This window comes from Streptomyces sp. MS191, from assembly GCF_008042125.1.
Classification (GTDB): domain Bacteria; phylum Actinomycetota; class Actinomycetes; order Streptomycetales; family Streptomycetaceae; genus Streptomyces.
On record NZ_RDBI01000040.1, the window covers coordinates 97,833 to 110,049 of the forward strand.

At 74.7% G+C, this 12,217-nt stretch carries 12 protein-coding genes; 4 read left to right on the plus strand and 8 right to left on the minus strand.

From position 1 onward, the window contains the following. Positions 1–19: 19 nt before the first annotated feature. The 3 genes from EAO71_RS07265 to EAO71_RS07275 form a co-directional block, all read right to left on the minus strand. Complete coding sequence (locus EAO71_RS07265; RefSeq protein ID WP_147976963.1) at positions 20–3,130, minus strand: AAA family ATPase; 3,111 nt, start codon at positions 3,128–3,130, stop codon at positions 20–22. Next, positions 3,127–4,296, minus strand: a complete 1,170-nt coding sequence (locus EAO71_RS07270; RefSeq protein ID WP_147976964.1) for an exonuclease SbcCD subunit D — start codon at positions 4,294–4,296, stop codon at positions 3,127–3,129. Before EAO71_RS07270 ends, EAO71_RS07265 begins: the two co-directional genes overlap by 4 nt. A 212-nt stretch (positions 4,297–4,508) precedes the next feature. Beyond that, entirely contained in the window at positions 4,509–5,135 is a 627-nt protein-coding gene (locus EAO71_RS07275) for a YigZ family protein (RefSeq protein WP_147976965.1), read from the minus strand. Between the two features lie 142 nt (positions 5,136–5,277). Here EAO71_RS07275 and EAO71_RS07280 point away from each other — a divergent pair, with 142 nt between their 5' ends. After that, positions 5,278–5,700 (plus strand): CoA-binding protein, encoded by a 423-nt coding sequence (locus tag EAO71_RS07280; protein ID WP_147976966.1) that lies wholly within the window; start codon positions 5,278–5,280, stop codon positions 5,698–5,700. Between the two features lie 10 nt (positions 5,701–5,710). Here EAO71_RS07280 and EAO71_RS07285 read toward each other — a convergent pair whose 3' ends face one another. Then, positions 5,711–6,277 carry a YbaK/EbsC family protein gene (locus EAO71_RS07285; RefSeq protein WP_147976967.1) on the minus strand — a complete coding sequence of 189 codons (567 nt, stop codon included), beginning with the start codon at positions 6,275–6,277 and terminating at the stop codon, positions 5,711–5,713. A 43-nt stretch (positions 6,278–6,320) separates the two neighbouring features. After that, complete coding sequence (locus EAO71_RS07290; RefSeq protein ID WP_147976968.1) at positions 6,321–6,893, minus strand: helix-turn-helix domain-containing protein; 573 nt, start codon at positions 6,891–6,893, stop codon at positions 6,321–6,323. A 100-nt stretch (positions 6,894–6,993) separates the two neighbouring features. Between EAO71_RS07290 and EAO71_RS07295 the strand changes: the two genes are divergently transcribed. After that, the gene (locus EAO71_RS07295) at positions 6,994–7,863 is read left to right on the plus strand and encodes a DMT family transporter (protein ID WP_147976969.1); all 870 of its coding nucleotides are present in this window, start codon (positions 6,994–6,996) and stop codon (positions 7,861–7,863) included. Between the two features lie 60 nt (positions 7,864–7,923). On the opposite strand, the gene EAO71_RS07300 is transcribed toward EAO71_RS07295, so the two are convergent. Next, positions 7,924–8,697 carry an acyltransferase gene (locus EAO71_RS07300; RefSeq protein ID WP_147976970.1) on the minus strand — a complete coding sequence of 258 codons (774 nt, stop codon included), beginning with the start codon at positions 8,695–8,697 and terminating at the stop codon, positions 7,924–7,926. Between the two features lie 202 nt (positions 8,698–8,899). Here EAO71_RS07300 and EAO71_RS07305 point away from each other — a divergent pair, with 202 nt between their 5' ends. Then, the gene (locus EAO71_RS07305; RefSeq protein WP_147976971.1) at positions 8,900–9,427 is read left to right on the plus strand and encodes a gamma carbonic anhydrase family protein; all 528 of its coding nucleotides are present in this window, start codon (positions 8,900–8,902) and stop codon (positions 9,425–9,427) included. Between the two features lie 150 nt (positions 9,428–9,577). On the opposite strand, the gene EAO71_RS07310 is transcribed toward EAO71_RS07305, so the two are convergent. After that, a complete protein-coding gene (locus EAO71_RS07310) occupies positions 9,578–10,249 on the minus strand; it encodes a DedA family protein (RefSeq protein WP_147976972.1) in 672 nt (223 codons plus the stop codon). Positions 10,250–10,480: 231 nt separating this feature from the next. After that, positions 10,481–10,918 (minus strand): DUF4442 domain-containing protein, encoded by a 438-nt coding sequence (locus tag EAO71_RS07315; protein ID WP_147979159.1) that lies wholly within the window; start codon positions 10,916–10,918, stop codon positions 10,481–10,483. A 122-nt stretch (positions 10,919–11,040) separates the two neighbouring features. On the opposite strand from EAO71_RS07315, the gene EAO71_RS07320 reads away from it, so the two are divergent. Beyond that, complete coding sequence (locus EAO71_RS07320) at positions 11,041–12,117, plus strand: hypothetical protein (RefSeq protein ID WP_147976973.1); 1,077 nt, start codon at positions 11,041–11,043, stop codon at positions 12,115–12,117. The last annotated feature ends 100 nt before the right edge of the window (positions 12,118–12,217 follow it).

Genomic DNA, 12,217 nt, shown 5'->3' on the forward strand with positions numbered 1-12,217 from the left:
GACCCGCCCCGGCGCCCGCTCAGCGGTCGAGCGGTCCCGCTCCCCCGGCCCGGAGCCGCACGGCCGAGCCGTGCCGCTCCTTGACGACCTCCAGCTGGGCGGGGATCCGGCGGCGCAGATCGCCGACGTGGCTGACGATGCCGACGCTGCGGTCCCGCTCCCGGAGCGAGTCCAGGACGTCGAGCACCTCGTCGAGGGTCTGGTCGTCCAGGCTGCCGAAGCCCTCGTCGATGAAGAGGGTGTCGAGCCGTACGCCGCCCGCCTCCTCGGTGACGACGTCGGCGAGTCCGAGGGCGAGGGCGAGGGAGGCGAAGAAGGTCTCCCCGCCCGACAGGGTCGCCGTGTCGCGCTCGTTGCCCGTCCAGGCGTCGACGACGTGCAGCCCGAGTCCCGCCCGCCGGCCGCCGGCCCGGGCGTCGGAGTGGACGAGGGTGTAGCGGCCGGAGGACATCCGCTGGAGGCGGGCCGTGGCGGCGGCGGCGACCTGTTCGAGCCGGGCCGCCAGGACGTACGACTCCAGGCGCATCCTGCGCTCGTTCTCGGCGGAGGTGCCCGCCGTGAGGCCGGCCAGCCGGGCCACCCGCTCGTACGCGCCGCGCAGGGGGCCGAGGCGGCGCACCTCGGCGTCGGCCTGCCGGGAGAGCCCGGCCAGTTCGGCGCACCGGGCCCGCGCGGTGGCGAGGGCCGAGGCGGCGTCGCGCAGGGCCCGCTCGGCGGCGGCGTGCGCGGACTCGGCGGCCCCGGGGTCGGCCGGCGGAAGCCTGTCCGCCGCCTGGACGCCGGGGTCGGCGAGCCGGTCGGCGACGACGGCGGCCTCCGCCTGCCAGGCGTCCAACCGGTGCTGGAGGTCGCGGCGTTCGGGCGCCTCCAGGAGGGCGGCGGCGGCCTGCTCCGGGGTGTCGAACCCGGCGCGGTAGGCGGCGTCGGCGAGCCTGGCGTCGGCCTCCTTGAGCCGCTGGGCGGTGAGTTCGACGGCACGTACCGCGTCCGCGGCCTCCATGAGCAGGGCGATGCGCCGCTCCAGCCGGGTGGCGTGCTCGGCCACACTGCCCGACTCGCCCCGGCCGCGGGCCAGTTCGTCGTCGAGTGCGGCCTGCTCGCGTTCGAGCGCCTCGCGCTGCGAGGTCCGGGCGGCGACCCGGCGTTCGGCCTCCCGCTGCGCCGCGAGCCGCCCCTCGTGCTCCCGCTCGGCGCGCGCGAGCGCCTCGCGTGCCGCGTGGGTCCGGGCGGCTCGGGCGTGCGCCTCGGAGTGCAGCCCGGCCAGCTCCTCGACCTCGCGGGCGAGCTCGGAGACGGTGGGATCGCCGGGGTCCCCCGCGAAGGCGGCGGCGTCCGGCACGGTACGCGCCGCGGGCACGGCGCCGTCGCCGCGCGGCGCGGGGAGCGCGTCGGTGGCGGACGCGCGGCCCGCCAGGACCTCGGCCCGGGCGGCGGACCACGCCTCCTCGGCCACCGCGCGGGCGCGCTCCGCCGCGCCGCGGGACTCCTCGGCCGCCGTGAAGGCGGCGTAGGCCGTCTCCTCCGCGGCACGGTCGACGTGGTCGGCGCCGGTACGCGCGGMGGCCGGGTGGTCGGCGGAGCCGCAGACCTGGCAGGGGTCGCCGGGAGTCAGCGCGGCCGCGAGTTCGGCGGCGATGCCCTGCAGACGGCGGGACTTGACGTCGAGCCAGGCCTCGCGGGCGTCGTTGCGCCGCTCGCGGGCCACGGTCAGCCGGGACGCGGCCGTGCCCACGCGCTCCGCGAGCTCGTCGCGGCGGCGGGCGGCGGCCAGCCTGCGGCGAGCCGGTTCGAGACGACCCGCGAGGTGCTCGGCGCGGGCGGCGGCGTCCTGCGCCGACTCCACGTGCTCCCTGAGCTCCGCGCGGCGGGACTCCCAGCCGGCGAGCCAGCCGGACGCGTCCTGGAGGATCTCCTCGTCCTCGCGCGCCCGCCGGTCCAGTACGGCCCGTTCCCGGGCGATCTCGGCGCTGCGCCGCTCCGCCCGCCGCGCCGACTCCAGTCCGCCCAGCTCCTCGCGCAGCCGGTGCTCCCGGGCGGACAGCTCCTCCGCGCCCGCGTCGGCGAGCTCGGGCGGGAGCCCGCCGCGGGCCTGCCGGCGGGCCGCGTCGGCCGCCGCGTGCTCCCGCTCCGCGTCGGCCCGCAGGCCCAGGGCGGGCGCCACGAGGTCGGCCTTGCGGGACCGGTCGAGGGCGGCCTGCCGGCGGTCCCGCTCGGGCCGGCGTGCCGTCAGTTCCGTCTGCCGGCGGCGGGCTTCGGCGGCCTGCGCCTGCCGGTCGGCGAGGTCCCGCTCCTCGTCGCGCGCCTGCCGGGCCGCCGCCTGCCGGCTCTCGGCGGACGCGACGGCCGACTCCGCGATGTCGAGCGCCTCGCGCGCCTCGCAGCGCGCCACGGCCGCCCGGATCTGCACGGCTTCGGCGAGGCCGGGCTCGCCGGGGCGTTCCTCGACGGCCGCGCCCCCCGCGGCCTGTGCCATCCGGTGGGCGAGTGCGAGCAGCCGCTCGTCACCTTCGCGGACCTGCTGCTCGGCGCCGCGTCGCAGTTCGGCGAGGCGCTCCTCGACGGCGGCGAACCGCCGGGTGTCGAAGAGGCGGCCCAGCAGCTTCCCCCGCGCCTCCGCGTCGGCCCGCAGGAAGCGGGCGAAGTCGCCCTGCGGCAGCAGGACGACCTGGCAGAACTGTTCGCGGCTCATCCCGAGGAGCTGGGTGATCTCCTCGCCGACCTCCTGGTGGGACTTGCTGAGCCCGGTCCAGGTGCCGGTCCCGGGGTCGTAGGAGCGCAGCCGGCTCTGGGCCTTCTCGGTGGTGAAGCCGCCGCCCCGCTTCTTGGGCCGCGGCTGGGCCGGCAGCCGGGTGATCTCCAGGCGGCGGTCCCCCACGGTCAGTTCGAGGGTCACCTCGGTGGGCGTGCCGGCCGGGGCGTGGTCGCTGCGCAGCGAGGCTCCCGGCGTCTGCCGGGCGCCGGGCACGGCTCCGTAGAGCGCGTAGCAGACGGCGTCGAGGACGGAGGTCTTGCCGGCGCCGGTCGGTCCGTGGAGGAGGAACAGCCCGGCGGAGGACAGGGCGTCGAAGTCGATCTCCTGCGTGGTGCCGAAGGGCCCGAACGCGGTGACGGAGAGCCGGTGCAGCCTCACCGGGCCACCTCCCGCTCGGCCGTGTCCACGCGGACGTCGTCGAAGGCCCCGAGCAGCACCGTCCGCTCCTCGCCGTCCGGTCCCGCGCCGCCGCGTACGTGGGCCACGAAGTCCTCCGCGATCTGCTGGTCGGTGCGGTCGCGCAGCCGCTGGGCGTAGGAGGCTCCGGCGTCGCTCTCGGTGCGCTCGGGCTCGAAGACCAGGTTGAGGGTGTGGGGGAAGCGTTCGGCCAGGCGGGCCATCGGCTCCGCCGGCCGCACCGGGTCGGTGAGCGTCGCCTCGATCCAGGACTGCTCGTGGCGGGCGAGCGCGGGGTCGGCGAGCAGGTCGTCGAGACGGCCCCTGATCCGGGCGAGCGCCCGGGGCACGGGGCAGTCGACCCGCTCCTCGGCCTCGACGGCTCCGTCGGCGCCGATGTCGATCAGCCACATCGACTTGCGGTGGTCGGCCTCGGAGAAGGAGTAGGCCAGCGGCGATCCGGAGTAGCGCACCCGGGGGGTGACCCGCTGGCTGCCGTGCAGGTGGCCGAGTGCGACGTAGTCGACACCATCGAAGATCCCGGCGGGGACGGCGGAGACCCCTCCGACGGTGATGTCCCGCTCGCTGTCGCTCGGCTCGCCGCCCGCGACGAAGGCGTGGGCGAGGACCACGGACCGGGTGGACGCGGACCGCTCGGCGAGGTCGGCGCGGACCCGGTCCATGGCGGCGCCGAGCACCGCCTCGTGTCCCGCCTTCGCGGCGCCGAACTGCTCGCGTACGAGGGCGGGTTCGAGGTAGGGCAGACCGTAGAGGGCGACGTCCCCGTGGGCGTCTGCGAGGACGACGGGGGTGCCGACGCCCGCCGGGTCGGTGCGCAGGTGGATGCCGGCCCGCTCGATGAGTCCGGCACCGACGCCGAGGCGGCGCGCCGAGTCGTGGTTGCCGGAGATCATCACGGTCGGCACCCCGGCCTCGGCGAGCCGGTGCAGGGCGGTGTCGAAGAGCTCCACGGCGGGCAACGGGGGCACGGCCCGGTCGTAGACGTCGCCGGCGACGAGGACGACGTCGACCTCGCGCGCGCGGACGGTGGTGACGAGGTGGTCGAGGAAGGCGGCCTGGGCGTCGAGCAGGCCGACCCGGTGGAACGAACGCCCCAGGTGCCAGTCCGACGTGTGCAGAATTCTCAAGGTGCCGCTCCGCCCCGCATGTCGTTCCGTTCCTCCGCCCCCACCGTCACGGCACCCTCGCGGGCACCGGTGTCAGCGGCAACCACGCTAGCGCCCCTGAGCGCATGATCCACACCGCTTCGGCCACCCGCCCGGGTGTGCGTCAGGTCCGGAGCCGCTCACCGGACGGCGGGAGCGGCCTTCCGGCGCCCGTCCCGTACGGGCCCGGGGCCTCAGGCGTCGCCGTACGCCTCGCCGCCGAGTTCGAGGGACGCCGTGCCGGCCGTCACATCCGCGAGCCAGGCGCGGAACGTGTCCACGTCGGCGTCCGGAAGCCCGATCTCGATCGTGACCGCCTCGGCGTACCGCACCTCGCGCACGGCTCGCCCCGTCGCCCGCAGGTCGTTCTCCAGCTTGCCCGCGCGCTGGTGGTCGACGGTGACCTCGGCCAGCCGGAAGCGCTGCCGGGTGAGCGTGCCGAGCGCGTCCAGCGCCTCGCCGACCACGCCGCCGTACGCCCTGATCAGACCGCCGGCGCCGAGCTTCACGCCGCCGTAGTAGCGGGTGACGACGGCGGCGACGTAGCGCACCTCGCGCCGCATCAGCATCTGGAGCATCGGGACGCCCGCGGTGCCTCCGGGCTCGCCGTCGTCGGCGGCCTTCTGGACGCCTGCGTCGGCGCCGATCACGTACGCGAAGCAGTTGTGCGAGGCGGTCGGGTGCTCCTTGCGGATGCGGGCGACGAAGTCCTGCGCCTCCTGCTCGGTCGCGACGGGCGCCATCGCGCAGATGAAGCGCGAGCGGTTGATCTCGGTCTCGTGCACGCCCTCGCGGGCCAGGGTGCGGTACTGCTCCTGCATCCCGTCAGCCTAGGGGGTGTCCGGGCCCGAGGGCCGAGGGCCTCCGTGGCCGGGCCCGGGCCCGCGGGGCACCGGTGCGGGGAATCACCCCGGGCCCCGGCCCGTTCTGGTGAGACAGGAACCCAGTCACCGGAGGCAGTACATGAGCGTCGAGGCCGCGACCACCGAGTCGGAGACCGTTCGCAGGATCCTGACGGGCACGGGTGACACCTGGGCCGTCGTGGGTCTGTCGTCGAACCGGTCGCGCGCGGCGTACGGCGTCGCCGCCGTGCTGCAGCGCTTCGGCAAGCGGGTCGTCCCCGTCCACCCGAAGGCCGAGACCGTGCACGGCGAGCAGGGCTACGCCTCGCTCGCGGACATCCCGTTCCCGGTCGACGTCGTCGACGTCTTCGTGAACAGCGAGCAGGCCGGGCGGATCGCGGACGAGGCGGTGGGCGTCGGCGCGAAGGCGGTGTGGTTCCAGCTCGGCGTCGTCGACGAGGAGGCGTACGCGCGGACGCGGGAGGCGGGCCTGGACATGGTGATGGACCGGTGCCCCGCGATCGAGATCCCGCGTCTGGGCTGACGACGCGGCGTCAGCCGGCGACCGGGACGCCGAGGCCCTCCAGGACCTCCGCGCCGCGCAGTTGGGCGAAGGCCTTGCCGGGCACGATCAGCTTCCCGCGGCGCCGGCCGCTGCCGATCAGCACCCACGGGGTGTCGACGACCGCGGCGTCGACGAGGACCGGCCAGGACGCGGGCAGGCCGACGGGGGTGATCCCGCCGTACTCCATGCCGCTCTCGCCGGTCGCGGCGTCCATCGACGCGAAGGACACCCGGCGGGCGCCCAGGTGCTTGCGGAGGACCCCGTTGACGTCGACGCGCGTCGCGGAGCGCACCACGCACGCGGCCAGGCGCGCCTCTCCGCCCCGCTTGGCCGCGACGATCACGCAGTTCGCGGACGTGTCGAGGAGCTCGCGGCCGTGGTGCTCGACGAAGACGGCCGTGTCGGCGATGCCGGGGTCGGTGTCCACGTACAGGAGCTGGTCGGCCGGTACGGCTCCGGTCCAGGCGCGGACGGCGGCGGCGACCGGCTCGGTCAGCAGGTCGAGGCAGTCGGGGGCGGGCCGGGCGTCGTCGAAGTCTCCGATGGGTGCGCGCATGCCGGCACGCTAACAGCGTCTCCCGGCCCCGGGGCCGGGCGTCTCAGCGTGCGGGCGGGATGGAGACCGCCATGGTCATCTCGACCTTCTCCGCGCCGTCGTTGCGGTACGCGTGGGGCGTGTTGGCCTCGAAGACGGCGGAGGTCCCGGCCGGGAGCGTGTGTTCCTCGCCGTCGACGACCAGGGTGAGCACCCCCGTACTGACGTGGAGCAGTTCGGTGGTGCCGTCGGGGTGCGGATCGGACGCGCTGCCGTCGCCCGGCATCAGCGTCCAGGCCCAGAGTTCCAGTGGTCCGCGCGCCTCGGTGCCGACCAGGAGCGTGGTGTGGCTGCCCGTGGAGGTGGACCACATCCGGACGGCCTGGCTCGGCGGCACGAGGCGGACCTGCGGTCCCTGTTCGTAGTCGAGCAGGGTGGTGATCGAGACACCGAGGGCGTCGGCGAGCTTCACCGTGGTGCCGACGCTGGGGTTCGTGCGGGCCTGCTCGATCTGGATGATCATGCCGCGGCTGACGCCGGCCCGGGCGGCCAGCGCGTCCAGGGTGAAGCCGCGCTCGTTGCGCCATCGCTTCAGGTTGCGCGCGAGCGACTGCGTGAGCTGATCGAGGTCAGACACATTCCGTCCAATATTCTGGATGACATAGTTCAATACACTGCACTACGGTGGGGTGCACCCGAATGTTCACCGCACTGTACTGCGCGACCGCGAGGATTCCATGACCGCACTGTTCGCCCTGGCCACCAGCCTGCTGTGGGGGCTGGCCGACTTCGGTGGCGGCCTGCTCACCCGGCGGATGCCCGCCCTGACCGTGGTCGTCGCCTCCCAGGCCGTCGCCGTCGTGGTGCTGGGCGCCGTCGTGATCGCCACGGGCGGCTGGAGCGAGGCGGGTCCGCAGCTCTGGTACGCGGTCGCGGCGGGCGCGGTCGGCCCGGTGGCGATGCTCTGCTTCTACAAGGCGCTGGCCCTCGGGCCGATGGGCGTGGTCTCGCCGCTCGGCTCGCTCGGGGTCGTCGTCCCCGTGTCCGTGGGCCTGCTGATCGGCGACCGGCCGGGGCTGCTGCAGTTCGCCGGCATCGGCGTGGCGATCGCGGGCGTCGTACTGGCCGGCGGGCCGGAGCTGCGCGGCGCGCCCGTCCAGCGGCGCTCGGTACTCCTCACGCTGGTCGCGGCCTTCGGGTTCGGCTCGGTCATGGCGCTGATCGCGGAGGCGTCCTCAACCCTCACCGGGCTCTTCCTCGCCCTGTTCGTCCAGCGCGTCACCAACGTGGTGGTGGGCGGTGGCGCCCTGTACGTCTCGGTGAAGCGCGGCGGCCGGGCGCTGCCCGAGGGCGGCGGGGGGATGCGGGTCGTCTGGGCCGCCCTGCCGGCCCTCGCCTTCGTCGGCCTCGCCGACGTGGCCGCCAACGGGACGTACTCGATCGCGGCTCAGCTCGGCCCCGTCACGGTCGCGGCCGTCCTGGCGAACCTCTACCCGGTCGTGACCGCGCTGGCGGCACGCGGAGTGCTCAAGGAGCGGCTGCGCGCGGTCCAGGCGGCCGGCGCGGGCCTCGCGCTCGTCGGCACCGTCCTGCTCGCCACCGGCTGACCCGGGCCGGACACGGCCCGGGCATCCGGCGCACCGCGAGGGAGCCGGACCCCGTGCCGGTCAGGCGTCCTTCAGAGCCTCGCTCAGGTCGCCGTCCACCTCGAGTTCGAGCTGCGCCAGGGCGGCGAGCTGTTCGGGCGTCACCCCGTCCGGGATCGGCACCGGGGCCGGCGTCCGCAGCGGCGGCTGCCAGCCCTTCTCCGGGTCCCAGCTGCGCACGACACGGGCCGGGGCACCGGCCACGACCGAGTGGTCGGGCACCTCGCCGCGGACGACGGCGCCCGCGGCGACCACCACGTTCCGCCCGATCCGGGCGCCCGGCAGGATCACCGAGCCCGTGCCCAGCCAGCAGCCGGGCCCGATCTCGACGGGCTCGGAGCGCGGCCACTGCCGGCCGATCGGCTCGTGCGGATCGTCGTAGCTGTGGTTGGTCGAGGTGATGTACACGTACGGCCCGCAGTAGGTGTCCGAGCCGATGGACACGGTGGTGTCCGCGATGACGTGGCTGCCGCGCCCGAGGACGACGCCGTCGCCGAGCGTCAGGACGGTCTCCGTGCCGAGGTCGAGGCCGGGCATCATGCCGGCCGTGAGCGTGACCTGTTCGGCGATGATGCAGCACTCGCCGATCTCGATCCACGCCTCGCCGAAGACGGTGCCCTGCGGGAAGGCGAGCCGGGTGCCCGCGCCGAGCCGGCGGAAACGGAGCCGCCCGGGATGCTCGGCGGTCACGGCGCCGGCCTGCTGCGCCCAGCGCCAGCCGCCCTGCAGGGCGCGCGCGACGACACGACGCCGCCAGGCGCCGAGAGACGAGAACGCGTTTCTGTTCCTGGGCACCCGCACACGGTAGTCGCCGCCGTCGTGGCCGATCAGTGCGGTGCCCTGTGATGTCGGTCATGGGACGGCCGCCGGGCGCACCCGGGAGATCCCGACACCGCGGCGAGGCGCCGCAGCCGGCGTCGTGCGCCCGCCGGGGATCACGGGACAGCCCTTAGAGTGCCCGTGGCGTGACGCACGTGAGAGCGATCGGGAGCGAACGATGTCAGAGGCGTTGATCAAGGGTGTGGGCGGCAAGGAGCCGCGGATCGATCCGACGGCGTTCACCGCGCCGACCTCCGTCGTGCTCGGCGAGGTCACACTCGGGGCCCGGGCCAGCGTCTGGTACCACGCGGTGCTGCGTGCGGACTGCGGGCCCATCGTCGTGGGCGAGGACGCCAACATCCAGGACAACACGACGGTTCACGTGGACCCGGGCTTCCCGGTCACCATCGGGGACCGGGTGACGGTGGGGCACAACGCGACCGTGCACGGCTGCACGGTCGAGGACGACGTGCTGGTCGGCATGGGTGCGACGATCCTCAACGGCGCCACGGTCGGCGCCGGTTCGCTCGTCGCCGCGCAGGCCCTGGTGCCCCAGGGGATGCAGATCCCGCCGGGCTCCCTGGTCGCGGGCGTCCCGGCCAAGGTCCGGCGCCCGCTCACCGAGGAGGAGCAGGCCGGCATCCGCCTCAACGCGGAGATGTACCTGCACCTGGCGAAGGGCCACGCCGAGGCCTTCGCGGACTGAGCGGGCGGCCGGCCGGACCGGCCCGCACCGGACCGCCACGCGGAAGGGCGCGGCCCCCGTACCGGGTGCCGCGCCCTTCCGTCCGTCGTCGCGCGCTGTCGTCGCACGCTCCGCGCGCGCTGTCGTCGTGCGTTCCGCCGTGGGCCGCCGTCAGTCGGCGACCGGTACCGGCTCCGGCGACGCCCCGGCGGCCTGCTCCTTCGCGGCCTCGGCCCGGGCCACGGCCTTCTTCGCGCGACTCTTCAGGACCAGCATCGACGTGAGGCCGATCAGGACGGCGAGGACCAGGCCCAGCCAGGAGAAGCGCTTGAGCCACGCCTCGGCGACCACGCCGACGGAGTAGACGACGGCCGTGGTACCGCCCGCCCAGAGGATGCCCCCGAAGACGTTGGCGATGAGGAACTTCCAGTACGGCATGCGCAGGACACCGGCGAGCGGGCCGGCGAAGATGCGCAGCAGGGCGACGAACCGGCCGAAGAAGACCGCCCACATGCCCCACTTCTCGAAGGACCGCTCGGCGAGCGCGATGTTGGCCTCGCCGAAGTGCTTGGGGAACTTGCGGCCCAGCCAGGCCAGCAGCGGCCGGCCGCCCTTGCGGCCGATCGCGTAGCCGATGGAGTCGCCGACGATCGCCCCGACGGTGGCGCACGCCCCGAGGACGTACGGGTCGATGGCGCCGTGCTGCGAGGCCAGCAGCGCGGAACTCACGAGGACGATCTCGCCCGGCAGGGGGATGCCCAGGCTCTCCAGCCCGATCACCACTCCCACCAGCGCGTAGACGGCGACCGCGGGGATCGTCTCCAGCCACTCCTGGACGTGCACGCGGGGTTCCTCCCGTATCGACCGTGTCGGCCCGTGGCCGCGGCGCGCGCGGCTGCTGCGCGCCGGGGCAGCCTACCTGGTCACCCGCCGCGGACCTCGAATCGGACGGGCGGTCCCGGGGCCGCCGGGCGGGCTCCCCGGGGCCGCCGTGCGGGGCGGCCGGACGGCCCCGGAACGCGTCCGCCCCCGGACCCGGGCGACGGGTGCGGGGGCGGACGAGGCGGCGACGGGTCAGGAGTTCGGACGCAGGGTCCAGACGACCGTCATCTCGCCGGTCTCGGCGCCGTCCTCACGCGTGAGGGAGATGCGGACCGGGAACTCGGGGCGCAGCCCCTCGTCCAGCTCGGCGACGACCTCGGCGGCGGGGCGGCCCAGCGTCGCGGTGGCGGTCACGACGCCCATGGCGAGCTTCTTGTAGCCGATCTCGGCCTTGACGGCGAGCGGCACCGCGCGGCCCAACTGGTCGCCGAAGGCGGCCAGGACGATGGCGCCGCTGGCGGACTCGGCCAGCGTGAACATGGCTCCGGCGTGCGGGCCGCCGACGTGGTTGTGGTAGTCGGCCTGGTCGGGCAGCCGGACGACGGCACGCTCCGGAGTGGTCTCCTGGAACTCCAGGTTGAGGGTCCTGGCCATGGGAACCGTGGCGGCGAGCATCTCGCCGACGGACATCTGATCTGCGCTCATGAGCCGATGTTACCCACGAGTAGCAGAGAAGACCAGAGTCCGCCCTCGCACGTCCGTGCGGGGGCGGGCGTAGCCGGGGCACCGCCGCACCTCTATGGTTACTGGCCATGTGGCCAGGACAGCAGCCGCCCGGGGGCGAGCAGAACCCGCAGGAGCAGAACCAGAACCCGTACCAGCAGCCGGGTTACCAGCAGCCGAACCCGTATCAGCAGCCGGGCTACCAGCAGCAGCCCGGCCAGCAGCCGGGGCAGCCGGGGCAGCCGGGCTACGGCTATCCGCAGCCGCCGACGCAGCCGGCCTACCCGCAGGCGAACCCCTACCAGCAGACCGCGCCGCAGTACGCGGTGCCGGGTCCCCCGCAGCCGGGCGGTCCCGACGGCGGCAGGAAGAAGCAGACGACCCTCGTCGCGATCGTCGCCGCCACCGCCGTGGTGATCGCGGCCGGCGTCGCGGGCTTCCTCGTCCTCGGCAAGGACGACAAGAAGGACGCCGCGGGCGGCGACGCCAAGCCCACGGCCTCGGCACCGGGCTCCCAGTCCGCCTCGCCGTCGCCGTCGATCGACAACCCGCGCGACGACGCGGAGCAGCAGCCGACGATCCCCGGCTGGAAGGTCGTGCACAACCCCAAGTACGGCACGCTGTTCGACGTGCCGCCCGGGTGGGAGGTGGCGAAGCCCGGCGTGATCACGTACTTCGAGGACGAGAAGAAGAACGACGGCTCCCCCGTCGTCACGATGTCCTCGCCCGCGCACTTCAAGAGCAACTGGTGCTCCTTCGACACGGACAAGAACGGCACCCCGTCGACCTGGGGGCTGAGCACCGCCGGCACCAAGGGCGGCCAGGGCGCCAAGGACACCGCGGAGGCGGCGTTCAACGAGGCCGGCAACTGGGTGTGGGCGGGCTACGCCCAGCACATGCCCAAGGGCACCATCAAGATCACCAAGGCCGTGCCCTACACGACCAAGTCCGGTCTCTCGGGCAGCGTGTCGACGGCCACCGCCCCGGGGATCAAGAAGCGGAACAAGTGCGAGTCGGACGGCAAGTCCCTCGCGTTCTCCTTCAAGAACGCCAAGGGCGACTTCTCGTCGTTCGTGATCTACGCGGCCGACGGGGTCAAGGACGAGCTGCCGGACGCCACCGTCCAGCAGATCCTCACCACCGTGCGGCTCGACTCGGCGTCCTGACGAGGGCCGTCSGCCGGSCCGGCSGACGGCACCCGGTTTGGCAGTGGGGGGCGGCGGCAGGGATAGTCCCGGAGTGAGAAATTCCGCCGCCCCCCACTGC

What these genes read in the sequence shown, in the direction of transcription:
- EAO71_RS07275 (WP_147976965.1), bottom strand. Translation starts at nt 5,135, where the DNA reads ATGCAGGAGCAGTACCGCACCCTGGCCCGCGAGGGCGTGCACGAGACC.
- EAO71_RS07280 (WP_147976966.1), top strand. Translation starts at nt 5,278, where the DNA reads ATGAGCGTCGAGGCCGCGACCACCGAGTCGGAGACCGTTCGCAGGATC.
- EAO71_RS07285 (WP_147976967.1), bottom strand. Translation starts at nt 6,277, where the DNA reads ATGCGCGCACCCATCGGAGACTTCGACGACGCCCGGCCCGCCCCCGAC.
- EAO71_RS07295 (WP_147976969.1), top strand. Translation starts at nt 6,994, where the DNA reads ATGACCGCACTGTTCGCCCTGGCCACCAGCCTGCTGTGGGGGCTGGCC.
- EAO71_RS07305 (WP_147976971.1), top strand. Translation starts at nt 8,900, where the DNA reads ATGTCAGAGGCGTTGATCAAGGGTGTGGGCGGCAAGGAGCCGCGGATC.
- EAO71_RS07315 (WP_147979159.1), bottom strand. Translation starts at nt 10,918, where the DNA reads ATGTCCGTCGGCGAGATGCTCGCCGCCACGGTTCCCATGGCCAGGACC.
- EAO71_RS07320 (WP_147976973.1), top strand. Translation starts at nt 11,041, where the DNA reads ATGTGGCCAGGACAGCAGCCGCCCGGGGGCGAGCAGAACCCGCAGGAG.